Origin of the sequence: Terriglobus albidus, from assembly GCF_025685425.1 — a bacterium.
Taxonomy (GTDB): domain Bacteria; phylum Acidobacteriota; class Terriglobia; order Terriglobales; family Acidobacteriaceae; genus Terriglobus; species Terriglobus albidus.
On sequence record NZ_JAGTAS010000054.1, the window covers coordinates 177,681 to 204,229 of the forward strand.

General features: G+C 52.4%; 17 protein-coding genes. 9 read left to right on the forward strand and 8 right to left on the reverse strand.

Features of this window, described 5'->3' with window-relative positions:
• Nucleotides 1-56: 56 nt before the first annotated feature.
• The 5 genes from OHL21_RS13720 to OHL21_RS13740 form a co-directional block, all read right to left on the reverse strand.
• Nucleotides 57-1,949 (reverse strand): type IV secretion system DNA-binding domain-containing protein, encoded by a 1,893-nt coding sequence (locus tag OHL21_RS13720; protein ID WP_263417849.1) that lies wholly within the window; start codon nucleotides 1,947-1,949, stop codon nucleotides 57-59.
• A 77-nt stretch (nucleotides 1,950-2,026) separates the two neighbouring features.
• Complete coding sequence (locus tag OHL21_RS13725; protein WP_263417850.1) at nucleotides 2,027-2,452, reverse strand: plasmid mobilization protein; 426 nt, start codon at nucleotides 2,450-2,452, stop codon at nucleotides 2,027-2,029.
• Between the two features lie 751 nt (nucleotides 2,453-3,203).
• Nucleotides 3,204-3,485 (reverse strand): hypothetical protein, encoded by a 282-nt coding sequence (locus OHL21_RS13730; protein WP_263417851.1) that lies wholly within the window; start codon nucleotides 3,483-3,485, stop codon nucleotides 3,204-3,206.
• A 13-nt stretch (nucleotides 3,486-3,498) separates the two neighbouring features.
• Nucleotides 3,499-7,503 (reverse strand): RHS repeat-associated core domain-containing protein, encoded by a 4,005-nt coding sequence (locus tag OHL21_RS13735; protein ID WP_263417852.1) that lies wholly within the window; start codon nucleotides 7,501-7,503, stop codon nucleotides 3,499-3,501.
• A gap of 1,613 nt (nucleotides 7,504-9,116) precedes the next feature.
• Complete coding sequence (locus OHL21_RS13740) at nucleotides 9,117-9,992, reverse strand: hypothetical protein (RefSeq protein WP_263417853.1); 876 nt, start codon at nucleotides 9,990-9,992, stop codon at nucleotides 9,117-9,119.
• A 606-nt stretch (nucleotides 9,993-10,598) separates the two neighbouring features.
• Between OHL21_RS13740 and OHL21_RS13745 the strand changes: the two genes are divergently transcribed.
• The 8 genes from OHL21_RS13745 (at nucleotide 10,599) to OHL21_RS13780 (ending at nucleotide 20,123) form a co-directional block, all read left to right on the forward strand.
• Entirely contained in the window at nucleotides 10,599-10,865 is a 267-nt protein-coding gene (locus tag OHL21_RS13745) for a hypothetical protein (RefSeq protein WP_263417854.1), read from the forward strand.
• Nucleotides 10,866-10,872: 7 nt separating this feature from the next.
• The gene (locus tag OHL21_RS13750; RefSeq protein ID WP_263417855.1) at nucleotides 10,873-11,193 is read left to right on the forward strand and encodes a hypothetical protein; all 321 of its coding nucleotides are present in this window, start codon (nucleotides 10,873-10,875) and stop codon (nucleotides 11,191-11,193) included.
• 824 nt (nucleotides 11,194-12,017) lie between these two features.
• A complete protein-coding gene (locus OHL21_RS13755; protein WP_263417856.1) occupies nucleotides 12,018-13,352 on the forward strand; it encodes a metallophosphoesterase family protein in 1,335 nt (444 codons plus the stop codon).
• Between the two features lie 3 nt (nucleotides 13,353-13,355).
• Entirely contained in the window at nucleotides 13,356-14,420 is a 1,065-nt protein-coding gene (locus OHL21_RS13760; protein WP_263417857.1) for a GTPase-associated system all-helical protein GASH, read from the forward strand.
• Nucleotides 14,421-14,429: 9 nt separating this feature from the next.
• Nucleotides 14,430-15,497: a TRAFAC clade GTPase domain-containing protein gene (locus tag OHL21_RS13765; protein WP_263417858.1), complete on the forward strand. Its 1,068-nt coding sequence runs from the start codon at nucleotides 14,430-14,432 to the stop codon at nucleotides 15,495-15,497.
• On the forward strand, nucleotides 15,494-16,339 hold the full coding sequence (locus tag OHL21_RS13770; protein WP_263417859.1) for a TRAFAC clade GTPase domain-containing protein: 846 nt from the start codon (nucleotides 15,494-15,496) through the stop codon (nucleotides 16,337-16,339). The genes OHL21_RS13765 and OHL21_RS13770 overlap by 4 nt, the downstream gene beginning before the upstream one ends.
• Before the next feature lie 5 nt (nucleotides 16,340-16,344).
• Nucleotides 16,345-18,375, forward strand: a complete 2,031-nt coding sequence (locus OHL21_RS13775; protein ID WP_263417860.1) for a GAP1-N1 domain-containing protein — start codon at nucleotides 16,345-16,347, stop codon at nucleotides 18,373-18,375.
• 764 nt (nucleotides 18,376-19,139) lie between these two features.
• A complete protein-coding gene (locus OHL21_RS13780) occupies nucleotides 19,140-20,123 on the forward strand; it encodes a YiiX/YebB-like N1pC/P60 family cysteine hydrolase (RefSeq protein ID WP_263417861.1) in 984 nt (327 codons plus the stop codon).
• A gap of 612 nt (nucleotides 20,124-20,735) precedes the next feature.
• On the opposite strand, the gene OHL21_RS13785 is transcribed toward OHL21_RS13780, so the two are convergent.
• Nucleotides 20,736-20,921: a hypothetical protein gene (locus OHL21_RS13785; protein ID WP_263417862.1), complete on the reverse strand. Its 186-nt coding sequence runs from the start codon at nucleotides 20,919-20,921 to the stop codon at nucleotides 20,736-20,738.
• Nucleotides 20,922-21,899: 978 nt separating this feature from the next.
• On the opposite strand from OHL21_RS13785, the gene OHL21_RS13790 reads away from it, so the two are divergent.
• The gene (locus OHL21_RS13790) at nucleotides 21,900-23,099 is read left to right on the forward strand and encodes a helix-turn-helix transcriptional regulator (protein ID WP_263417863.1); all 1,200 of its coding nucleotides are present in this window, start codon (nucleotides 21,900-21,902) and stop codon (nucleotides 23,097-23,099) included.
• A 159-nt stretch (nucleotides 23,100-23,258) separates the two neighbouring features.
• Here OHL21_RS13790 and OHL21_RS13795 read toward each other — a convergent pair whose 3' ends face one another.
• A complete protein-coding gene (locus OHL21_RS13795) occupies nucleotides 23,259-23,882 on the reverse strand; it encodes a hypothetical protein (RefSeq protein WP_263417864.1) in 624 nt (207 codons plus the stop codon).
• A gap of 30 nt (nucleotides 23,883-23,912) precedes the next feature.
• Nucleotides 23,913-25,988, reverse strand: a complete 2,076-nt coding sequence (locus OHL21_RS13800) for a P-loop ATPase, Sll1717 family (RefSeq protein WP_263417865.1) — start codon at nucleotides 25,986-25,988, stop codon at nucleotides 23,913-23,915.
• Nucleotides 25,989-26,549: the final 561 nt, after the last annotated feature.

Sequence of the window (26,549 nt, forward strand, 5' to 3'; positions counted from 1 at the left end):
TAATAACTTCTGATCGTTGCATAAATGCCTCTGCAAAAAACAAGTCCGCACTTAATTCATTCGATTCCCTTACTTTCATCCCAACTGAACCCCTCCCGCTTCCCGATAGGAGGCACTTCCTCCAGAGGCAAAACCGCCTGCGCCGGCTTCTTCTTTGTCTCTGGGGCCTTCACAGTAGCCGCAGTCTTCACTTCATCCACTTTGCGCGGCAGAGGCTGTTCTCTAATCCGTTCCAGGAACTCCGGCTCTTTGTTGTGTTTCTTTGCCAGCCGGAACCTTGCTTGGATAACCTGATTCTCCAACTTGATAAAACCTGTGAGCGGCAGGAGTCCCGCGATCTCGGACGCCATGACGAGCGGCTTGGTAGCAATCTCCATCGCAAAGCTCTTCCTGGAACCAAATATCCGCATGCTTCGAGACTCTTTCAAGCGCTCAACCTCGATCTCGCCGATAGCTTCGGAGACCCATTTGGCCGCACGCGGCTCGGAGGTCTTCAAAAAGATCTTCGTCGCAGGCTGGGAGAGCATGGCTTCTGCATCCTGGCCGTAACGCTTCTCCATTTGGCTGCGTCCCTGCACGGCTAGGACGACAGGATTTCCGTACTTGCGATTCTCGGTCACAGCGGTATGGAGTTGCGGCAGCTTGTTCAAGCTGGCCAACTCATCCAGCACAAACCAGACAGGCTTTACCGCAGGGTCTTCGCAGTAGCCCATCATGCGCAAGACGAACAAATCGAGCCATACCGAATGCAGCGGCAGCACCTTCTCCCGGTAGGCAGCAGAAGAGGTTAGGAAGACCCAGCGTTTACGCTCCTTATACCATTCCGCCGTCGCAAAGGTCGGCCTCGTGTGCTCCCACTCGGGCAACAGCTCCAGGCTGTCGGCCACCATGTTCAGGCTGGAGAGCACCCCCGCCCGCTGCGCAGGAGCGCCCGGATCGAGCAATGCCGCCAGTGGCGTTCCCTTGACTGCGGCCTCTATATAAGAAGGGTCAGCCATCATTCGTAGGATGTCCCTTGGCTGCAGCCTGTTCCTCAGCAAATGGGCCAACACCCGGCGCGGTGCATCAGTGAAAAACGCCTTCTCATATTCCTTTTCCGGCAGCATCGCTACGGCGATGGTGGTGGCCGTTTCGGGCCGGTCAATCTCCTTTCCCAAGCTCCAGTACGGGCATCGCCGGTCAAGCGGATTCAGAATCAGATCGCCTCGCTTTGGGTTGTAAAACTCACCTACGAAGTCCATTGCCGGGTCGTACACAATGGCACTCTCGCCGCGGTCTTCAACCTGGCGAAGCAGTTGCCGGATGGCGGAACTTTTGCCGGAGCCAGTGTCCCCCATCAGCAGGATGTGGCTGGCGTCCAGCCGGCGCGGGATGCGGAAACCACGAGCCGGAAGGAATCTGCCAAGTGTACCCTCGCGCTCCATCTGAAAGCGGATACCGCCATCTCGAGAGCTGCGCCGCGCCGCCATCAGTTGGGGGCCCTTGGTGCGGCGTCCATGGCGTTGTTCCTGCTGCTGGCTGACCCGAAGTTTATGGCCAAAGAAGAGCCATAGGCCATACAGAAACAACACTGCTGCCGTCAGATAAAGAATGGGCCGAAGGTAGATCAGCCATGGGCTGTCGCCGTCATAAACCGTCTCCCGCAGGTATGCTTCCAACTCCCTCGCACGAACCTTGCCGGGCGGCATCATCATCACACCGCGCCAGCCTTCTGCGAGCGCTTTCGGACTGAGAGCGATGGGATGTTGCGCATCCGGTCCCTTCACCGCATCATCGGGCAACAATGGTGCCGGCTTCCGTCCCGGAGCCGTTTTCTCGACGTAGCGAACGGTAGTCAGTGTTCCTGGGTAACGGCTCAACGTAGAGCAGGCGGCATAGGTTCCGAGGTAGTGGATCTGGACCGGATTCATGGTCCAGTTGAGCCAAAGCATACCCGGAAGAATCAGCAAAAATGGACCTACGGCGAAGAGCAAAATTAGCCAAAGAAACCATCGGCCCCGGCTGGGAAAACCCATCGGTTCCGCGCTCACTTCTGTCCTCCGGTTTCATCCTCCCCGGCGAGGAAATCGGTGAGCAGCTTCCGGGCGTCTGCCAGCTTCCGAGCCTCTGCCTTATCGCGGATTTTGACGACGGATTCCGGGAGCAGGTACTTGCCTTCGGCCTGCGCCGTGGCCGAGGCGTGGAAGAGATTTAGGAGGATGTACCGGAGCGCCAGGACCTCGGAAAGCATCAGTTCCGTTGGGTCGGCAGGCCTCGCCCGCGCGGCATTCAGGGCAAGTTCGCGCAGCCACACCGCGAGCGTTTTGCCGCTCTTTTCGGCAGCCGCCTCGACCTCCCGCAATTCCTCAGGAGTAATCCGTGTGGCGATGGTTTTGGTGCGGAAGCCAGGTTTCTCCTGTGTACTTTCAGGAGGACTGGAAACAGTCGATGTGCCGTTGACGAGTGTGCTCATCGTTGAACCTCGCCTTAGAAACAGCTTGCCCCCGTCCGTGCGACACGTCAATCTCCCGATTTCACCAAAACGACTGAAGCTTCTGCGAAATCAACGTGTTTACGCCGATGCAGATTCTTCGTTTACGCAGAGCGCCCTAAGCGCTCCCATCAAAGCGAACCATTCCGTGCAAAGCGGAACGCAACAGATTCTAAAGCTGTTTACCGGCGTAAACAGGAAGACCGCCGCGCGGGATTCCTGCAGATCCCAATTGGGGGTGACGTGTCGCAGCCACTTCCGATGCCGTAGGCAGCGTGCTCTTCAAACGCAGTAGCAACCAAACTGGACGGACACGATGTAGACCACACGAAGCCGGTAAGATGTAGCGAATGAAAGAGCCGTGCGGTGAGGGCCGAGCGAGCCATACCAGGTCCGAGTCATGCAGCACGGTCGCAAGGATGTGATCGGTGGGTCCAGGATCTGCGTGGGAACGGTGAAAAGCCGTAGGCCCATGGCGCCGTGATCTCCCCACCCGCAGCATAGGCTTGTACAGTCCGAGATGCGTAGATTACCAGGCTGATGAGAGCGGCGCTGGCAGATGTATCAGGGTGGCCGTTACCGGTCCGGCAGAGGCTTTATACTCCACCCCGATAGGCCGCCAAAAGGCGGCCTATAACGACAGACGCACAAGATGTTCTTTGGGTAAATAGCCGCCCCTTCGGAAAACTCGATGCGGGCCAGACCCCCCATACAAGCGGGAAATTTATTGTCATCAGACAATTGCACTCATTCTGGAAACGCAGTCATCGTCAACCCCCATAAGGGCATGAAGTTTGCCAATTTCTGCTAAAACATCACTCGATATTGGACGACGGACCTCGAAGAGGTAATCGCAGAGTGCATGCATCGCGATCTCAAATTCGTATTCCCTTATGTTTTCATCGAAATATGCTCTGGCCTGCTCCGCTTCTGGGTTGGTAGAAAAGAGGAAGCGCAATGCTGTTAGCCGCCCCCTCAATTCTTCATAGCGCGTCGATTGATCTGCGTGATTCATAGAGTTCTCTATCCTAGGGATTCCGTGGAACATTCGTTGGATATGCTGCCCAAGGTTCGCCGTTTCTTATAATCACACGGACGTCGACTCCATCACGCGTTCCAGTTACGACCGTATCTCGCCCCTGTGTCACACGTGGCGCATTCGGGTCAGTGGCAATATCCTCTATCACTTCTTCGATTTTGGCATCGCTCCATTCAGCGGGGAATTCACTCTTTCCGGGCATACCTGTACCCGCTCGGTGACCTCCACCTGTAGCGTCTCCGTCCAGAATGTGCTTCATTCGTCTAGCTGGGATGAGACCTGCTCCCCCATAAATAAACTTTAGGGCGTCAACCTTCCCCAATTGTTTACTTGGAGGCATTTGTGGCATCTGCTGATGCGGTTTCGCGGGTGTTACACGTTCGAACACCCATTGCCGAATGGTTTGCCTAACAGTCGGAATATCTGGAAGCGAATAACAAGTTCCCGCGATAAGCGTATTGGTGCTGGCGTCCCATCTATCGTTAGTACAAAGCGTTTCATGGCCGTCCTCGTCAACTCTCGATAGTGGGTTATTCCACACGTAGCCGTAAAGGTTCAATGATTGAGGATTGTCCAATTTGGAAAAGGGGATCGCATCCTGCCATTCCGACCAATCCGGGCTCATCCACCGTCCCATCGTTGGGCTGTAGTACCTGGCCCCGAAGTAGTCCAGCCCTGATTCAACGTCCCTTTCTTTGCCGGTAAATTTGTAGTGATTTGCGGAAGCTACCGGATTGATCTCCTGCCCATAGGGCTGGAACTCTGAGGTCTGAGTCGGCCAGCCTTCCACAGTCAGAGCCATACTGGTGGATCCGAGATGATCGGCCAAGTAGTGCGTTGTTGAAACGCTGGGATAGGTCGCCGTGTTGAAGCCCTGCAGGTTCCTTATGTTCCAGAAGTTGTTGGTAATCGCATTTCCTGACTGCACACCCTGCCAGATCTGCCATCCAGGCTGCCCCTGGCCACTCTGGTAGATCGGCAACACACTTCCATCTGCCCGCAGAATGGCCGCATTGTTGACCAAGACGATCGAGCGGCTTCCATTGGTGATGGAATTCGTCTCTCCGTCAACCACCACGCAGGCTCCCGTAAGAGTGTGTCCAGCCCAGGAATCGAGTGGAACTACACGGGTAAGCCAGGCGCCCGAAGTATCGTGCCAGCTATTGGTCAAGTCGCCATCGAGGGCATGCAAAGCCCAACTCGTGGAATTCCCATTGGAGTCGAAGAGGCACATCCCGCCGCGGGCATTGAACTGCTCCTGCTGCCAGACCAAACGGTCACCGGTACGGATGACTGCGTAGGATTGGCCGGTGTTCGGGTTAGTCCCTCCGGGGATCGAGATGGGAAGCGTCATGCCGATCCAGGAGACACCGTGGGGATCGAAGTCTCCACCTACCTGGATCTCGTTCTCGAAGGTATCCGCTTTGGCCACCTTCTTGCCATTGGCATAGATGTAGTCGGACCAGGAGCCGTCGCTATGCTTCTCCGAGAGCGGCTGCCCGTTCATATACACATACTCAGTCCAATCGCCACCGGCGTCCTTGTGGACGCGATTCCCTTCTGTGTCGTATTGATATCCCGCCAGAGAGGTGCTGCCGGAGTTGATCTGCGAGACCCGACTCTCAGCGTCATAGCTGTACTGGTGCAACGTGCCCCAGGCGGCTAACCCGTCGCACAGTTGATTGCCCGCGTCATCGAAGGCGGTCTGTGTAGCGGCGCAGGGCAGGCTGTTCACCCGGTTGTCACTGCCAAAGGTCATCGTGGCAGTGCCGTTCACCGAAGGAGAGCTGTTGCCGAAGCTGTCGATACTGAAATTCGTCGTAAAAGCGCCGTCGGACCGGCTAGCGTAGGTCAGCCGGTTGAGGCAGTCATACTGGAAGGTCTGCGTGTGGTAAGCGTTCAGCCCATCCACAATCGACCAGATGTTGCCGTTGTTCCCGGCAGTCATACACGTCCCCGTTGTAGAGGGGGCGAAGCTGTACTGCCGGTCCATCAAATTCTGGCTGAAACCGGAGGCCTGGATACGTGTTGTCTGTAACCGGCTGTTATAGCTGAAGCTCTGGCCCGCGTTGCCAACCTTCCAGGAACTGACTGCACCTGCGGGCGTATAGCAGATCGATGTACTGCTGGAGCAGTCTCCCTTAACGTAGGTGTAGGGGAAATCGACATTCGTGGGAGAGAAGGAGTTAAAGTTGGTTGCGTTTGCTACCCACCCCGTCATCGTGGCCGACTTTAGCCTTCCCGCCGAATCGAAACTTTGGGTGACGACGCGGCCACTTGGGTAGCCGATCGTGACCGGATTTCCGGCGAGGTCGTAGCGGTAGTGAATGCCATGTCCAGGCTGGTTCTGATCGGATGGAAGTTTTCCACCGATATCCCTTATACGGCCCATCTCGTCATAGGAGAAAACCCGGTCGGTCTGGTGGACGGCTCCGATCAGCGTCTCGGTTAGCCGGCCGATGCCATTCGAAGGAGTTCCCGCCCAGGTTGAGCTTTGATCGTAATAGAAGTAAGCCCACGGAGTTCCGTCTGTATACTCCTTCCGTGTCAAACGATTCAATGCGTCATAAAAGAAGTTTGTCCGAACGCCGCGAGCATCGGTCATGTAGAGAAGATTGCCGTTTGCGTCGTAACCATCCGCCGTGCAGCCTGACTCGGTGCCGTCTCCATGGCCGTAGCAGATCACGCCCGTTTCAGGATTGTGAGACCAGAGAAGGCGGGAAAATGAATCATATTTGAAACTCCGCGTCCGGCTTGTCTCAGCGGATTTTCCATGCTGCGTCACAGACGTGAGATTAGCTAAACCGTCATAGCCATATTCGGTATGAAGATTTGCGCCATCCGGGTCTTCATAGACATCCGTAAGACGACCCAGAGAATCCACGATCCGTTTCGTCTTGCGTTGCGATTCATCAACGATCACCGTACTGCTACCGTCGAAAGTCGTATCAATCTCAGAGCTATCCGGGTTGACCCGCTTGACTGTACGTCCCAGAACGTCGTACTGAAAAGAAGTCCATATAGCCGAGGCGGCGCCAGCCGCAGTGTGAGGGTTGGAGACTTGCTGTATTTGCCCCTCGGTGTTGTACTGCGTATTTTGATACGAGTCAGCCGATTCCGAACCTATCTGAATCGTTCTTCCCAGTCCGTCAATAAGCTCTGATTGAACATTCGCGCCGGAACTGGCAGGACACGCTGTAGAGGTAGACGGCACCGTCAACCCAGCGTTCATTGCAGAATAGGTCTTGATGGTTTTCGCATCTGGGTAGCAATAAACCGTAGTCGCACCAGATGCAGAACCAAGGTTGGGCGCTTTTACGCTCCACAAGCGGCCCGCGCTGTCATAGCTGTAGCTTGTCACCTGCTGATTCTGATCAGTGTACGATTGCAGGGCTCCGGTATTACCGTCATATTGATAATTTTCGATGTGAGTAATTGTCCCCGTTGTAGGGGACTGGATCTTTTGGGGGTAGAGTCCCGTACCGTCATATGTAACGGTCGTCGAGTTTAGATTGGAGTCTTTAATCTCTACCGGCATGCCGGCAGTGTTGTACTTAATTGATGTTACGAATGATGTATTTGCGGTGTCGAGCCATCGCTTAATGGATGTCTGGTTGCCAAGGACGCCCTGAGGGCTTCCGTTATTGTCGTCGTATGTATATTCCGTCTTCCCAACGACATTCCCTTCGGCATCCAGGACTTGCGTGTCGGCCACAAGATCGAGTTGATTCACGTTGTAGTACGACTGATGAGTTGAACTCCAATAATTCGTGACATTAGCCTTCAATAAATTGCTCGCGGAATCGCGGACGTCTTCTTCCTGCACTTGCCCCAAGTACACGGTTGGGTTCCATCCGGACACGGCGGTGCAGCCCGTTGGAGTTCCATTGGGTGTGCATACCAATTCGGCCGCGGTATAGAACGGTTGATAGTGGAGTTCATCGATGACAGAGGATGCACCCTTCAGCGTGGTAGTTACTCGACTAGCGAGCACATTGAAGGCGCCCTCTTCACCATAAGGCTGATTCGACTGGTATTCTGTACCAACTGTTTTGAGAACGGTCCCACTCTGGCACGTTCCTTGACAATATTTAGTTTCCACCTCGTAAAGAGGGGCGTTTGAGTAGGCGTTGGCAGGTCGAACAGATTGGAAAGTGTGTTTTATTTCATCGCCTGAGCCGTTGAAGTGTTCCAGCGTCGTGAACGAACTCGATGTTGGCGAAGCGTAGGAGTACGTGGTACTTGAGACGTTGCCCATCCCATCGTCTACGGTTCGAGAAGTTATGGCGTGAAAGACCGATGGCGATCCATAACCTGGATAGCGAACGATATTGCCATAACCGTAGCTGATTTTCCCGCCTGCTGGGGTCCTGATCTCCTTGATAGACCCGTAGGAGATTGGCACGCCCGTCTGGGCGACGTAAGATTGCAAGTCGGTACATTGACAATCGTAAGCGTCGTAAACAAATCCCCAATAAGTGCCATCGGGCAGCTTGATCGATTGAATTGCAAAACCGCCGGCTATCGTATTAATGGCACCGGTCAACGACCACGATCCCCCTCCAACTGGGACGTCCATAGGATTCACAAAATAGTTGCCAGACCAAGGCCAGACGCCGGTATTTGTCGGATCTTCATCTCCATAGAGTCCGGTGTGATATACCAGCTCCTTGGTATAGCAAATCAGATATTGAACTGGCTGTCCGTTGGGACCCGGTACACTCCATGGCACCGAAAATAGCGGGCTTTGACCAGTCACTCCGAGATTGGGGCACCCAGAGGTATCTGGAGGGGTTGTTCCATAAGCATACTGGTCAAATGCCCATTCAATGGCCGACTCAGGACTCGTAATCGATCTCCCCACTGAATCCTGAAAGGAGATGATGCCATTTGAGGCGGTGCTTTGGGTTATCTGATTCCCCTCGGGATCAGATGCATAAAAAGAATCGCCGTAGGCTTGAACCGAATATCTATTTCCGTGCTTGTCATAGACGACACGCAAACCATTGACTGAGGTATATGGGTTCGAAGGATTTGCATCAGTAACAAATGTATAGCCCTTACCTTCTGCATCGTGAAGGAGGCTCCAATTAGCAGAGTCTGGAAGCATAGGCACTTGGTGTCCAGTCGGATCGGTAAGGAGAAAATGTCGTCTTCCTTTCTGCACCGCCACGCCACAGTCGAATGGACCATTTCCGTCGCCAAAAAAATTGGCCAAGCAATCCGAGACAAAGGTGTCATACCGATCATCAGCTTGCAAGCTTGAGGGGGCCAAGCTCGAACTAATTCCAGGACCAAACTGGGCCAACTGCATATAGATAAAGCATCGTCCGCTGTCAATGTCACACGTCTCTTTTTCTTCAAATGCATTGCTATTCAGGTTGATCGCAAAAGAGAGGGGCTCCAGCTTTCCCTTTTGTTGATAAGAAAGCAATGGGATCGACGCGACCAGAGAACCATTTGATAGATCAACATGGTCAAAGTTCCCACCAGCATAACTGGCCGACGGTCGTATCCCAAGGGAGGCGTTTGACTGGTTAAACTGCGAGAATGACGTTCCTAAGACTGCGAAAAGGAGTGCGATTATGTAAAGAACCTTCGACTTCATTACTTGAGCTCCTCTTCGAACTTGGTCTTGTTGTATTCGGCGTTCGGAGTAAAAGAGATCAAGACTTGTTTTTGGGCAGGAAATCCTGGAGGCCCGGCATATACGACCGATGGTATTTTCAAGCCTTGGATCCCTTGCCAATCCGAGAAGTCGTATTTCCGCCAAGAAATTGAAGTCGACTGTGAGAAGCTGGGAGGTCGAAGGCTTACAGACAGAGGAAGGTGGGTTTCCGTCGAAATCGTCCAGAGCTGTTCCAGTACATATGGATCGCCGCTTTTGCGATGCCAATAGATGTCAACACATTGCCTAGCGCTGGCCTCACATTGTGATGCAGCCTCTTCACGCACAAGATAGTTCTCATTCTGCAAAACAATTTGCGCAGCAACGGAGGGGAGGTGCGTCGCGATTACGCGTGCTTGATCAAGTTCTGCGATATTAGCAGGCGCATCTCCACCTTGAAACGACCGCTGCGACGAACTGTCATGATCTTTAGGGGAATTCGACTGTCCTTTTATCCCTCTTAAATATTTGGTGTTGCCTGTATGCCAGTCATCGGTTAGCAGGAAATCCTTGGCGCTGTCTCCACTTCCTACGCGAAAATGGACTTCGGAACTCTTCACGTGTTGCCAGGCAGATTCCCCGCCGGTATATACGATCACCTCTTTTAGGGCCTTTTGTGCAGCCGGATCAGAAGTGGTGTCAGGCGGCAAAACTGCTTTGCCAGCAAGAGCTTTCGGGGGCCGTGGCGGGAAAACAATCACGTTTTGAGTCTGTCCACTAACGATTGATTGAGAGCAGAACGAAAGCAGGAATAAGGCAAGTGCGCTACAAGGCTTCAAGGTACATCTCCACTGATTGAAGACACGGAGGTTCATTAGTTCCAAAGCTCAAAAAGGGCGGTGGAACCACGGCGGAAAACAAACTTGTGTTGAAACTAGGCCATTCTTACAGAGCCCTTTTTCCCTGTCGAGTACCCAAGATTATTAGAAAAGTGGTTAACATCTTCAAATCCACTTCTCCATCCTTGCATCTTGCGGTGGAGTGTCGTAGGCGCCAACCCGATGCGCAAGCATCGTTGTTCTTCAACCGTAGTAGCAACCAGATTGGAGGGCCACGATGTAGACCGCATCAAGCCGGCAGGATGTAGCGGATGCAAGAGCCGTACGGTGAAGGCGTAGCGAGCCACACCGGCCCCGAGTCTTGCGGCCATGGTTGCAAAGCCATGAACGAAGCGTAGACAGGGGGAGTCACGGGCCAGGTTATCGAGCCGCGAAATACCCCGAACTTCAGGACGCCGACGCGTTGACACGACGCGGAAGGCAACTTCGGTGGAGCGCTAATGCGAGCTTCACTGGGGTCCTGCGCGGTCTGTGACCCTGGCACGTAGGGACACATCTTGCACGGAAGTTGGGAGGTCCCGGGTTCACCCGAGAGCGGCCAGCGCTCGCGGGACGCATCGGGAAGTTCAAGAACAGGAGCCGATGATGAACGAACACGGGAAGTCGGACAGACCCATAGTACCGGGGAAGTCTCCGAACAAAGCCAGAGTCTTGACGGCGGAGGAGATGGAGGGAAGGGGTCTGGCCAAGGGGAATCTGGGCCAGCAAAACGCGTCCCGGACTCAGGGCCGGGTTGACGTGCCAAGTGCGCTGGCGCAGATACGACAGACAGCAAGATCGAACAAGGATGTGAAGTTCACCGCTCTGATGCATCACATCTATCGGATCGACACTCTGCGGTTCGCCTAACTTCCAGTTGAAGAGGCAGGCGGCAGCCGGTGTAGACGGAGAGACGTGGCGGCACTACGGCGGTATGCACGACCCTGTTCCGGAAGTCGGTGAGTGGTTGAAGTCCGTTGTGGGTGGGCATATCCGATACTTCGGAGTGCCGGGCAACCGGTATGCCCTGGCCCACTTCCGCCTCACGGTCAGTCGCCTCTGGCACCACGTTCTCCAACGGCGGAGTCAAAAGGGACGCGTTCCGTGGGAGCGGATGCAACGGCTCATCCGCAAATGGCTCCCTCCGGCCCATATCTATCACCCTTATCCTTCACGCCGTCTGCGCGTCACCACCTGAGGCAAGAGCCGGATGCGGGAAATCCGCCCGTCCGGATCTGTGCGGGGGGTACGGCGTAAGCCGTATCCCTACCGCGACGAACCCGTAAACCCGATGCCGCAGGCAGCGTGCTCTTCGAGGGGCAGCAACAACTGGAGGGACATGACGTGTATCAAGCCGACATGAGGTAGCGGATGCAAGGGCGGTACGGTGAAGGCCTAGCGACCACACTGGCTCCGATGTTTTGCGGGCATGACCGCAACGTCAGATACGAAGCGTAAACAGGAGCAATTACGGGCCGTGAGATTGAGCTGCGAAAATACCCCGAACTTCAGGACGCCGAGGTGTCGACACGACGCGGAAGGCAACATCCTGCGGAGCGTTTTCCGCAAGCTCCAATGGAGTCCTCGCAGTCTTTAACCCTGGCACGTAACGACGGTCTTTGACCGACCGCCGCGTCGGGCCAATCCGCGAGAAGAAAGGATCGAGTTGCGGCGGGAGATGCATCGTCCTGTGTCGGAAATCGGTCCATATCCATAGCGCGCCGCTATCCGAGGCGAGCACCAATCCGGAAAACCTGCTTTGTCCCGATCTGTGTGGACATTAAAGGCAGGCTATTGCGAAAGCACAATCGCCTCGATAGAGCCGGGTAGCTCGTATCAAACTTGATACCAGGCAGCGAAGGACGAAGTTAGTTCAGGCTCACACATAAAGCATGTCGAATCAGGCAATTGGCATGCTACAATCTCTGTTCGTCAGCACCACAATCAAAAATATCGTTATGCCTAGATTGTCTAGCGACTGCCCCCTTTGCTCGTAATTCCAGACCAGATCGAGGATTTACTGTGATTACGCTGCTCCACCTTTCGGATATCCACTTTTCCCAACGCGACGACACATCACAGTTCGATCTCGATCAACAAATTCGACGTGCCTTGCTCGACGATCTTGAAGCTAGACCGGCGGATGGTGCAAATTATGATGCCGTTCTGATCACAGGTGATATAGCGTTTAGTGGCAAACTAGCGGACTATACGAAAGCCATTCAGTGGCTTGATGAGCTGTTTTCACGGACGGCTATCCCGGCTGCCAACGTCTATGTGATTCCTGGCAATCATGACGTGGATCGAGACTACGTCGCGCCGGACCTTCCCCTCTGGGAATCACATGTAAAGTTTCGACAAAATGCCGACCCTGTGAAGTGGCGCGACCTGATCTCGAAGCAACTCAAAAAAGATCCCTTACACAGCATGCTCGCGCCATTGAATGCATTTAATGACTTTGCCCAGCGCTATGACTGCAGAACTACTCCCGAGCAACTTGCATGGGAAAAATTGCTACCCAAAAAGTTCGATGACGGGAAAATGCTGCGCATTCATGGTCTCAATTCTGCTCTCATTTCAGACGGAGGAGATGCACCTGGCGGTCTCCTTGTGTCCGATTTTCAAACTTCCCACTTGAAACATACCGACGGTGTTGTCGATGTGGCATTATGCCATCATCCCCCCGATTGGCTCATGGATAAAGCCACGATTCGTGACGCGCTACGGACATTCGCTCCAGTTGCCCTTTTCGGACACGAGCACAGCACACGCATCGCTGCGGACAAGAAGCACGTGCAACTTTTTGCCGGGGCCGTTCAGCCTTCCCGCCGCGATCCAGACTGGCTTCCGACCTACCATATCGTTCAGTTGCACACCTTTGAAGAAAGTGATGGGCCACGACTCAAGATCCGAATTCATACACGCGAATTCAATAAGCAGAACTTTCAGTTTCGAGCCAGGCGCAATGACGAGGACCAGGCCGTCGATGAACACTTAATCAAACTCTATGATCGTCCGCGAAATAATGCTGTTGTAGTAGCCGCTCTACCGACGGTCGCTGCATCTCATGCGATCCCAGAGCCAGAACCCACGGAGGACACAATGCCTACAAATATTGATAGTGCGAAACGTGACCTCATTGTTCACTTCTTCAAGTTGCCAACACCAGATCGCTATGCCTCGGCAAACGAAGCCGGTTTACTCCGCGATGGTGACGACGCCCTTCAACCACAGGTCATGTGGTCGCAGGTCTTTCAGAGAGCGACCGAAGAACCCAATGGTCTTGCCAAATTCTGGACCGCGGTAGCGGTGAGAGACGCTGAACTCCAAGGTAGTCCAAATCCTTTCGAAGAGTAATCTATGCACGCACATTTGATTGACTGGTACCGTAATGTTCACATTCAACCTGATCCAAAGATCGTAGAGAAACGTTGGGACACCGCAGCCAAATACTCAAAGCGGGTCACAAAGGCATCGTTATGCGCGCTCCTTCGGTTGTTCCTCTTCAGTCAGACCGACCATAACGATAAAACCTTTTTTCAAGAGGCGCTCCTGGAAATAGATCCTGAGTTCCCAGTTGCGAACAACGAGCATGAGCTGCGCTTGATGGCCGGTGTCGTTATGGTGACCGCGTTCAAAGCAAAAGACGCAGTTGCTATCGGTTTCGCATTGGGATTGAAAGCGACCCTGGCCTTGAAAAGGGATCTAGACATCGCTCAACCCGCAATCCTCAAAGAGGCAGAGCATTTTTTGATGGTGGAAGCTGAAGCCAAGCGTCCTGATCGCTTTGGCGACGTCGGATCTGAGGAAGTACTGCTTGATCGATTGAAGAAGTTGAATTCAGCCACAGATGAAACTTTCACGGCCGCACAATCTGCCTTTTACAAGGAACTAATCAAAACGATCAAACAAGGCCGCCAAGCGACCAACTCCCAGCTTTTGCAACTCTCAGAGGAAACTGCTCTGCTCTGGTGGATCGTCAACGAATACAGCGACCGATTGAAGACGAGCACCGCGCTCCTCTCAAAACTCGAGTACGCCATCGCGGCCGCCATCGAAGCTGCGGAAAGAACACAAATCTTACCTCCATCAAATTCAATGAACGCACTTTTAGCGCGTTCATTGAAACATTGTGTCGACACCTCCGATGAACCGCAATCATTCCGACAATTGCTTGAGGCAACAAAGGAAAGATGGCAAGCAATAACAATTAGCCCACCGAACCCTCCTGAGACGAAAGGGCTGCTTCCCATCAGCACTGCGCTATCAAAGGTTGCCGAATTCGATAATGTCGCGGGCGCCGTTCAGGTTCTCTCACACCTTTGTCCAGGCCTGAATGTCGAGACCCCGATATCAGCTACTGAGGTAGCACAAGCGGCGTATGCAGAAATTACATTTTTGAAAGCTTTGTCCCTATTAGGCTGAGGTTAGCAAATGAAAGGTTGCAAGTTAGCTCTCTGTGGATTCGGAATCGACGGCAAATGTATCGAAGGCAGAGGCAGCGCATGCCCGAACCTGATAAACACACTTGAAGATACATCCGATGAGGTGACTGACCGGGCCGCGCTCGCATCGAATGGCGACGACGTGACAGAAATTGTCGCGGACAACGCCAACACCGGTCTATCCGAAACCGAAGTTCTTCATCACGGTACAGCGCTTGAGATTATCGACGCCAGAGAAGTTACTAGCCGGTCGCGCGCCATTTTAGTTTCAATTGCCGGAATGGTTGAGAGTGGCAAGACATCGCTCTTGGCTCGATTTCATCAGCAGTTTCAGATGGGCTCAGTTGGAGACTATGAATTCGCCGGAAGCCTAAGCCTTATGAGATTTGAGGAGCTGAATTGGCGAGCTACCGTGGAAAGCGGAGCTCACGCCCCATCAATGGAGCATACCTCGAGACGCTACGATAACAGCTGCCTCCACGTTGCGGTGAGCCACAAAGATGGCAATCAACCACACATTGACTTGTTACTGAATGATATTTCGGGCGACACTTATCCGGACGCAATCTCCGCACTCACGGTTTGCGAAAATTTGATGTGCACGCGACGCGCAGATCACTTGGCCGTTGTTGTTGATGGTGGTGCGATGGTCGATCGAACTCGTAGGCACGACCATGCCTCAAAGGCGCTGAACTTTGTGAACCGTCTTTTACAGACTGGGCAAATTGGTCCTCAGACAATTCTCCACCTAATAATTACTAAAGAGGACGAACTAAAGGCCGCGCCGAGGGACTCCGCTTGCCATCAGGCGGTCCATCACCTTGAAGAAAGCTTTGAACGCGACTTCAGTCACAGAGTCGGTGGTCTCCACAAATGGAGAGTCGCCGCCCGTCCAATGGATGGAACTTTGCCAACGGTAGATATAATCACCAGACTTTTTTCAACGTTTGTTAGCACCACCCAGCGATACCCTATGCCAACCCCGCTCCCGTCCTCAACTGTCTATGGAGAGAGAGATTTCTCGAGATATGGGCTTATACACGGAGACTCCGAATGAGTGAGGCGGATTACAATCTCCTAATTGTTGGGCTTCCGGATGCGGGGAAGACGTCATATATTCATGCGGTTGATGATTTACTTCAACACCCGCACACGCCGGATTCGTTACGCAGCCATGCCTTAGCTCCCGACCGCAGCTACCTTGAGCGGGATAAGGCTGACTTTCGTAGCGGCAAGAAGCTATTGCATACAGAGAGAAACCTGCAGGGTCCCGTTCCAGAACTCTGGTTCGAAGACCCCTCAACTGGCAAGAGAGGTAAATTGTTCCTCCCTGATGTGAGTGGGGAAGTATTTCAAGATCAATGGGTCGACAGGAAATGGGCCAAAAGCTACAGTGACAGTCTCCAAAAGTTGTCCGGAATACTGCTTTTTCTTCGCGCAGACCTACCCGCTTCGAATCAAGAATTGTTAGGTGAACTGGCAGCCCTTCCGGAAGTCGAGAGGACAGCCAAGCCGTTTGACCCCCGAAAGGCGTCTGCACAGGTGCAACTAGTAGACGTGCTTCAATTTATTGCTGAGCATAGTGCACTGCCGACATACCCATTGAAGCTCTGTGTGATGATCTCGGCATGGGATACTGTTTACCATCCGGGAAATATGCAGCCAAAGATTCCGTCGTCGTTTCTCGCAAGGGAATGGCCGTTACTCGACCAGTACCTTAAGACAAATCGTAGAAAATTCGAGTCCAGAATTTTTGGAGTTTCAGCTCTCGGAGGAACCCCAAAAGAACTGGAGGAACATTTGGGAGAACTGCCGCCTCAGCAACGCGTAAAAATTGTTTTTGGTGACATCGAATCCAAAGATCTAACTGCCCCGCTACGTTGGCTGCTCGGAGTCTAGATCGGATGGCTCCCAAGATCACATTTCACCAAGCGTTGTTCGGTTATGATTCCGGTCATCACCTTCTGGCTTCTTCCCTTAGTTTGTCTGCTGACGTCAAGCATCTTTTGGCAGTCGCGACCGACCTGTCTGGATCATCACCAAGTTCTGGATTTGAATTCAGCTACACGGGCATCCCCTTGGCGGGGTCAAAGTACTTCGCCTTATTTTGCACTTGGCAAGCTCACGAAATGCCTAGACCTGGGAGCGTCTGGAGCCAGGTGCTCTTCATAGAGCTGGGGGATTTGGCGCAGCTCGAAGATCTAGGCGTACTTCGCACTCTATTTCGTCGCCCTGTCGATCAAAACTTCGAGCTATATCGCCATCCCATTACTTTCTCATCTCACATTCGTAGCGAAAGAAAGCTTTTCGGGAATGGCCTCATCGCGGCACCACGCGTTTTGGACGCTCTATATAAGACGCCACATCGTTCGGTCGTAATTTTGGATACCGAGGAGACTTCCGCGGAGGAATTGATATTCACGCTGTGGTCGCAACAATGGCCGAAGCTACGCCGCAACTTTAGATTTTCTACTGGTTCCTTCGCTGACCGGGGGGCTCCGAAGTCGGCGTTCGACCTTCAAGTCGCGCCCATAATGAGTCGCCGGCTTTGGCAACGAGAAGACCAACACCTGGTTCTCGATCTATCGGACAAATCTGATCAGCACTCCGATCCTTCTTCAACTGGCGGTTGGATCCAACTCGCACTACAGGATTTGGTTTCTCCTGGTCGGACAGGTCTTCGCGACTTCCTTATTGTTTTCGGCTCCGACATAGAGCAGCCCAGAGCTGCTTTCGCAAAGCTAGCCTCAATTTATGATTCGCTCCGAACCGGTTCGAACACCAGCTGGAGAAGGAGCCTAGAGCTTATTGCGGAACTCTTTCCAAATGCCACCGAAGCTATTCGCCTGAAAGAATCGGCTTGCGAGATCTCTTTAGAAGACGAGTCAGAGCTATCGATCAATCATGCGCTTTCGACGGTATTGTTCCTTGTCACTTCTCCCGAAGCGGGTCCTTTCTCAAATGTGACAGTCAACCTCGAACACCTTGTGGAATTCCTCTGGAGCCACCGGAGGCAAGACGTCTTAACGCTTCTCTCTGAATCAATGCGGCGACCCGAAACGGCGCTAGCAGCTTCATTTGCGGAGTCGGTTGCTAGGGTCGTGCATTCGAGTGATTTAGCACTTATCGGCGATAGACAGCCGGAGCTCTTGAATCTCATGTTGAGATTGAATCCTCAACTTGCGTTCGATGAGCAATTGTGGAGCAGCTCGCCAGAAGTGCAATGGCGTGCCTTTGAGGTGCTTGACGCAATCCGGATGAGGCCTGAAGAGTGGGCGAGACTCATCGGGACGATGAGGCCCGGCTTCACGGCTATTCCTGCGCGAACCCTAGTTCAGAGGGCCAACTCATTCGCTCTCCAAGGTATATTCGAATGGCTTTCGAAACCGGACAACGGAGAATGGTTACCCACAGAACAATGGCGAGATGCTTTGTCTGAAGCCGCAGCTGATCAACTTCAGACCACGGAATTCCTCTCCCCACTTAGACTTGCCTTTTGTGCATGGCTGGCTCCGCCAGATATCGCACGAGCCCTTCTGCGAAGTTCGCGGCCAGATATTCAATTGCTGGCTAAACAAGCTCTTGAAGAATTGCCCACGTGGTTACGGTCGCACACAGCGTTTCTGCTTGTGACGCTCGGACTTACATCGACAGAGGAGTCAGGTGTGGAGTGCATAGTGCGATCCTTTTTTGATGTGCACGAACAACTTGCGCGAGGGCAGTATTCTGGCGAATCATGGCGTCTTTTGGCGCCATGTCTGCCCGATTTGGGCTTTTGGAAGGAATGGGATCGTTGCAAGAAACTGCGCAAAGCGGTGCGGGAATTACCCGATGGTTATCGACAACTCGTCGCAAATGCGCTACTTGAATCCTCTCAGTCTCCCGAACAGGAGAAGCTGGCCATCAGAATTTCCAAGAGGCATCTAAAGAAGTAGTGAACGATTCTCTAATGTTGTGGCATCCAACCCGTGGTCGATTAGTTTCGGCAGGGCTCGCTGCGGCCAAGCAGACCTGCAACTGCGGTATCCATCACATCAAACTGACAATGATCAGCGTCTAGCTTGTCTTTCGTAGCATTATGGGGGTCTCTCCCGGCAGCTGTTCATTGAATGACCTGACGCAAATATAGGGGACCACACGTGACGCTCAAATGTCGTAATAAAACCGCATGCCATTGCCTATAGTCGGTTCTACCGATTGTCTGGCGTTTCATTGCCTTCCACGTTGTAACAAAATCTGGAAACACGCTGACATACAAAACGTGCTAATCTTTTCGCCTAGCCCAAGCATTGAGAGTCTAGCCGCCCAACCGACTTCTCAGAGGAGAACTGGATGTCCATTACGAGTAGAGTCATCGCGTCGGGAGAGCTTTTCCTGGCAACCACAGATTTCGGCGACAATGAAGGAAATTGGAGAGATGCGCATACGCCCATAAATCCGGATCACATTTACGGCGGCAACTTGTTACCGAGCTCCTACTTCGTGACTACTCAAAATGTGGTGTTTACGGGGGCAATGTCAGCCGTATTCAAAGGTAATGAACTGGAAGAGGTTTTCCATGACATACGGCTTATACCTTATCGGTGATTTAGCGGTTTCTGCATCGGACTCATATAAGTGTCCTCGCCCCTCCAACTCACATCCGTTGGCGTTCTGTTCCAAGGATTCAATGTAAATCAACGTGCAATAAAAGCTGAACATGAATATTTTCGAGCCATCAAAATTGAATGTGGGAGATATCATCTTTACTCGTGATAAATCCTCTTCTAGCAGTTGGATGATTCGTATGGGAACGATTTCTGAATATTCACACGCAATTCTTTATGTAGGCGGTTCTTCCTTTATTGATTCTGATACCGATGGCGTTCACAGCAACAATCTTCAGCGGCTCATATTCAAAGGACACAAAGATGCGATTGTCAGACGTTACCGGAGTCCCCTCGCTTCTTCCAAACTAAAGAGCATCTGTGACGATGCCCGAGCGCAAATCGGTCAGAGATACTCGAAGCGAGAAGCCATTCAAACAGCTTTACCTGAAATGAATTGCAATGCATCCGAAAGGCAATTTTGTTCGCGGCTGGTTGCTCAAGCCTATGGACGATCCGGAATTGCTCTTGTCGAGAACGCTGATTTTTGCACTCCCAAGCAGCTCTTCGATTCACCCCTGCTCATAGATGTTCCCGACTCCACACGAAAAGCCTCAGAGATTGAAGTTAAATTCGCTTTGGATCAGTCGCGTAATCCGTTGAAGCGGCAGGAGGAGATAACAAATGCACTCCTCGCGGATATCCGAAGAGTATCGAACACGCAAATCTCTACGGTCTCTGAGGTGCTGTACTTGGCCGCCTCAAACCCAGTCCTAGATCCCTTGATTGCCGGTCTCCTTCAGAGTTCCGGCTATCTCACTATGTGGGAGTGGGATATGGCCCTCAATCCACACTGGTATGACGTCGAGGCTTACAACTCACATATTCCAATAGGCGGACAGTGGTCTCAGGCCGAATTAATGCTGCCATCCGCGCACGATGCACTGAATCGCCACCGCAACAATCTAAACGCAATATCTGAAGTAAACGGGAGTGATCGATCCCAAACAGGGGAACTGTTCGCCGAGCTTGAGCGAACCCTCTGCAGAATCACAATGCAGCGTATCGAGGTTTTAGAAGCCTTTTACCGACCGTAGTGGCCTTCTACAGTCCACATACTAGTTCGCAACCGTGGCCGTTGCCAGGTCCTCAGAGGAAGAATAGATTCTCCAGGAGGTTTATACGTTCACGTCCCTCCCAGCCCGAGGACTTAAAGGATCGAGCGACTTGCTGGGGCGCAAGCCGGCAGGATCTCGAAAGCAACTTTCTTCAAACGGGTAAGGTTGGTACTGCTAAGCGCAGAACCGATGTGACCCTTGGGTCAAGCTTCAGTAACAAACTGTTCCAGCCGATCCAAGAACGAAAAGCAATCGTTCTTCTCGTGTATGCGTGCATTCTGAAGCGAGTGCCGGTCAACCCGGACTGTTCCTAAGCCCCGACGTATTGGATAGATGTAGGCATCATCACCCGTCCGTGCCCCCATCGCCTCTGAGGCTTTCGCCACGGCAATGACCAGACAGACCCGATCATGGCCGTTGTCATCCGGTATGGATACACGTATACCGAAGTTGACTTTGGTTGAGTGTACGATAACGTCGAATGAAGTCCGACGAAAAGTGCTGGAATAGCCCAAAGCAAACGAGACTTCCGCAAAGGATTCCTCCATCGTTACATTGTGTGGGAGGAGGGAGAGTTGCTGCATTGACCTTCTATCTCTTGGACGGCTTCCCACGAGCGCCGAAGTAGACAGTCGTGCAGTTCGCCACAGTTGCTATTGCCGCGTTGGTCTGGCCTGGGTTCTGATAAAGTGCTGTATGGTCGTAGGGCGTGTCGTCATCTGCTTCAGCCGACCACCCATAGTCTACGTCGGCCATATAGTTGTGCTCGTTTCTCATCTGAATTTCCCAGTTACATTTGCCGTTGTATGGACCGCTAGAAAAGCGCCTACGCCAGCTGATTTGGTTGTCAGAAATAGAAGCCTGCCAACCTGTCCAAGCAGAAGAGGGTTGTGCAGCTACACGGGTTGGAGTTGAGATAAATGCAACTCCCAAGAGAAGAAGGCAGAGTGAAGCACAAAAGAACAACCGAGAAATTTTCATGGAAACCTCCGACGCGATCTTATGTAAAGTTGAGCTCAGCCCGTTCTAAAAGAGCTTAGGTTTTGAAGAGACATCTTCGCATGTCGCCGTGTAGCTTGACCACGTGCGGTCGCCAGTAACCCATACAGAGTGGACCAAGTGTCCAGTTACACGGCTAATCGTTTCTGTTTCTTGGAAGCCCCAGCCGGGATTTGATGGGTCTGTGCACTTCTGCGTGACACGATATTCAGCCTCTGTGACGGCAATCTTAGTCACACAGTTATCCTTTATTCCTTCTTTGAAATGATCCAAAGACCCATTCTTAACGTCAATCAGAATCTCCGATTCCCCAGTGGTCCAGTTGTTTCCAGTACAGTACAAGCGGATCGGCTTCTGCTCAGTGTCCAGCCTTGAAGATGATGCTGGGGACTGACTGGGTGTTGAGGTCGTCCTCCTGGGACCCGATTGCTGCGCGGCCGCATGCAATGCAGCCGCCAGGAAGGCCATGGCATATAAATGCTTCATTAACACCTTCATCTCTTATCCTTTTCTAAAGCCGGTGTGAAGATTGCGGTGTCTTACCGCCATCGCGAAACTGAAAATGGTTGTCAACGCACTTCTGAGCAAGCTGCCGGCAATTCTGACGGCCTTGAGAACTCCGCGTCGGCTGATAGTTAAATTAGGGTGCTGCCCGCACGGCGGCATCTCCCATTTGGGAGATATCTGTGGGACAATGAAGTCCTCCCCAATGGGTTTACCGCAATTTGCGTGATTTCCTGGTAGTCGAGGAACGCTTTGGTCAACGGCTCCGACTTGTCGCGCCTTCTGCTTCTCCTCTATGAAGGAGTATCAACGCCTGCCCGGATGCAGGTTTTCCTCCAGTCGCTGGTCAGTACTGTAGGAGCGAAAGGGGCGGTTCTCCGCGAGCATCTCTACAGCGCAGACGCCAAACTTCATGTCGATACGGTGGACCTTTCAGCAACAGTCGGGTACTCAGAAGAGTCGCTGCAAATCTATCGGGATTACTACTACAAAAACGACATCTACCTGAACAAGGTTCTTGAGAACTTCCGTGCTGCCGATTGCGGTTCGAGTCAGGTGCTTCTCCCTATGTCTGAACTGCGCCGGAGTGAACTCTTCGCGGGCTATATGACTCCATTCGATATCGGCCCAATGATGTGGGCAAAATTGGAAGAGCGGCACGGATATCATTCGTCCATCGGTATCGTCCGGAACAGGAATGGCAGTTTCTTCGATGAGCCCGAGCTTCAACTGCTTACAGCGTTGTCGCCTCACCTTCGCCAGGCATTCAGACTGAACAAAACGCTCAACGAGCTCAATGCTTCAAATGTCATGCTGTCTCAATGTTTGGATGAGTCAGAAATTGCGATCTGTATGCTCCGACAGGATGGCACTGTTCTCCGAATGACGGAAGGAGCACAAAGCCTTTTAGAAAAGCAGGACGGAATTTGGGTTTGCAACAAACGTCTTGAAGTGGCGGTCTCATCAGAGCGATCGGCATTGAACCGTCTGATCGCATCCGCAACAGAAACAGGGGTTAGCAGAGGCGGTGAGCATCCAATATCAATCGAATCAAATGCAGCGGGAGGTCGCAAAATAACCAGTTGGGCAGGAGGAGCGGGAGGTGCGCTTCTTGTTTCCAGAAAACCTCCTGCACGTTCACTCCAAGTTCTCGTTACTCCATTCTGTACAGGGTCGCGCTTGAGCGAGCCTGAGGCGGCTGCGCTTGTTAGCCTATCAGACCCGCAAGCCGTCCTTAAGTCACGAGCTGCCATTCTTCGTGCTCTCTACCGACTCACCCCAACAGAGGCACGAATCGCTGACCTGCTGTTTCAGGGATTGGAAGTTCGCGAAGTTGCTGACAAATTAGGCAATACTCTGGAGACGACTCGATTTCACATAAAGCGCATTCTCTCAAAGACCGGAACCAGTCGCCAGATTGAATTGTTCCGGTTGATGTTTTCGCTACGGTAAAAGCTTCTATTAATTGGGCGCTACGATCACCAAGCAACAGGAGTGCTTTTGCCTCCATTCTGATCGGCGATAACCATGACGATCTCTGTCTTTGACGTACGTACTCCGAGATTTGTGCTGTTGCTACAGCGAGAGCCGCCACATAATTCTTTGTATAAGTTAGATTTTGCAGTGGTATCCCAGCCAGATTGCAAAGCTAAGGCAGAAGACTCCACCGCAAAATGCAGCTGACTGACAAGCGAAGAATCTCCAGGTCCAGCGGCCAAAAGTGTCTGCCTTTTGCGCCATTGCGTGGTGATTCTCCTTGTTTCCGTTGCAGCGGGCAAGGGCAGCTCTGCGGGTAGTGGAGAAATCAACGCAGCGTGTTATGTTGGCCGCGATGCCAGTCATTATTGAGAAGCCAAGCAGCAGGAGAGATGAATGAAACAGATAGTGCCCCCAATGCCTTAGAACAAACGTAGAGCCCATCATTGTCTTTACCGCAAAGGCGAGTGTCGCACCGGCAAAGGTCAAGATCAAGTTGATGGTATAGCCGAGTTGCGTCAACGCAAATTCCTGCCACCGTTCAAATGCCTTTCGATCATTATCGTCAGTCTCGTCTGTGAATCTGGTTGTCACCATAATGAACACGTTGCCTTTCGAGGTGTGGTTACTAGTTTCTGCAAGCCCCATAATGGGGGCCAAGAAATAAAGGGCAATGCCAATTTTCGATGCTGCAAGCGTGATGCGGCGAGCCTCAGAGATCAGGACGTATGGGTGTAACCGAGCTGGCTGTGATTCCATGAGCCTGCCAATTCGGCGAAACACCATTTCTCAAGAGATCATGCGCTCGGTGTTATCAAATAGATCCTGAAGATGCTGCTCGCTATGCTTGCCATTCAATGCTTGGCGTAGAAATGTCTTTATGTCTGACTCTCTCAGAAGCAGAACCAGACCTTTCGACTTTTCGAAAACCCGTCTCACGTGGTCATACGTATGAGTGTTAAATGGGGATTGCGCGCGCGTTAGCATGATGAGGAAGCGACCTGCCTGGTTACCAATGTAGTAGTTGGCCTGGTGAAAATCATCCGAATGTAAGTCGTCGTAATTCTTGCATTCCCAAAGAATCTGCGTAGCAGCATACTTTTCTCGTACGATTGCCCAAAATCCTACTGCAGCGCGATTCGAAGCGATCCAGTCTCGAATTCCGGTGTTGTCGCCGTTCCTTACCCTCGGTTGGACATTCGATAGCGATCGGAAGAAGCATAGCTTAATCATCTCGCCCATGAGATTTTCAAATTGTCTCGCCGAATCGCGTCCGCGCGGCAGCGTCTGCAATTCCTCTGTGAGCTCTTGTAGCTTTGCGCGGTAGGTGATCACTGAGAATGACTCAGGCACGTCATAAATCAGGCCGGAAGTCTTGAGCGCCACAGATTCACTTAAGGAAGTGATCACCGTCTTTTGGAGGGACAAGCCATCAACATACGAAGGATGTATAACAATTCCGGAGTCGCTCCGAAGAGCGATCGAGCCGGGATTGTCTGCTTCAGACGCCTTGTACCGCGTAGGGCTTCCAGGTTGCCTCAGACCGACGAATCCAATGTTGTAGAGCAGTTGGACGAAGAGGTCAGGCTGCGTATAGTTATAAATCCAAGTCTTGCAGGCCGTTTGTACCTCCGAGTCCACTAGGAGCTTCTTGATGAAGTCTTCGATACTGCCTATGGTGTATTCCGTCCCTAATCCATAAAAGCGTCCCAACACCATGCTCAAGCTGGGATAGTTGTCGGCGTACTCGTCGGAGAGTTCTTTGAGCCTGTTCTCTGAAAAAGACCGCTGCGCCTCCTGAAGGTCATCAGGTTCGATCTGGCTGCGTTGATGGGATTGCGCAAGACTTAATGCAGTTGAAACGTATAGCAGAATGTCTCGCGGACGGTATTGGCAATAGCCGAACACGCGATTCTGGCTTTCGTTTACATCTCCCGCGAAGAAAGATTTCCAGGTGGATCCATCAAGTGCAAACTTCGATATCAGGCCTTCGTTCAAGCGCTTTTCTACAAGTTCCCGCAACAGTTCTTTTGTCCAATCGAGCGTCACGATAGAGGTTTCAAGGCGAGAGAACTCGCTGTCTAGTTCCCGGACGCGATCGAATACGTTTTCTCGAAGAAACACCATAGGTCTGATTGCTTCTGTAGCCGAACGTATCTCCACGCACGCGTGCATTAGAGCCATCACGAGAATCACTGCACTATCAGAATCATCCCATTCATCATCTAGACGATCAATAAGGATGTATTGCTGTAAACGTGGTCTGCTGTCGTACTCTGCAGCCACCTCTTGAAGCAGTTTCGCGGGACGATTTCGAAACCTCAGCCATTCTTTGTTATTGTCCTTGCCGAGATAATCAAAACCTTCTTCTACCAGGGTCAGTAATCGTAAATCGAACTCGTACTGTTCTATAAGAGGGCGCTCACGGGTGATATCGCTTCCGTCTGCCGCACGAAATGTAAAGTGGCCCTGCTTTTTCCATGAGAAAACAGTCTCATCAACAATTGCGCGGACAAAGCTTGAGACCAGAGTATTGAAGGGCTTCTGCCTAACCCGGCGATCCCAGTCTTTCGATACAAACGCGTCTGCCGAGGAAAGCAGTTTCGGAATGAGAAGTAGGGCATTCTTCTCAAACTTGTTTCTCAGGTAGTAGGTGATCGCGGTTTTGCCCGTTCCTCGTCGTCCAACAAAGAAGCTTTTGCCCGCCGACTGATCGAGAGCGGCCCTTATAGCCGGTGTCTCGACAAAGAGCTTCGGGTTGGCTCGAATGAGATCGTGCTCAGCGAACGATTGCCCTACTTTGGCCTTCGCAAACGCTTGACGGGATATACGCAGGTGCTGGTCTGACGTGCTTTCTTTAGCCATCGGTCGATCTATTCGAGGAGTGCCCGTTGGGCGGGCCCTCCCTGCAATACAAGTCATAACCGCCAAGACACGACGCCCAGCGGGGCTACAGTCCAAGCGTAGAGTTGATGCCACCGCTCGACGATTCGAGCGCATGCGTCATCTGTGTGCCACTCAGGCTCAGCTTGTGTTGGCCATTCCCATTATGGATGTGGGATCAATGATGCGTTCGTACCGCAAGGTCGTCAACCATTTTCCTAGATCTGAGCGGGATCGAACGCTACAGTCATTGTTGCGGAAATGCTTGTGGCCGTATTTTCAGCAACTTAGCCGAACAGGATAAAGGTTTTCCAAGCTGTTTGACCCGCTCGGAACCTTATTCTTCCCCTAAGAAGATCTCGCCAGCCCGGACCGCAACGCGGTACGAGAGCACTAGCGATTCATTTCGTGCTTGACTGAAGAGGGGATAGATCTACGGCAAAGCGAAACAAAAGCGGCGAAACAGGACAGAAGCCAATCGCCAAGTGTGCACTCTGTCATCGGATTGCAGAGCTTCAAAGAAGCCATTTGATACCCCAAGGG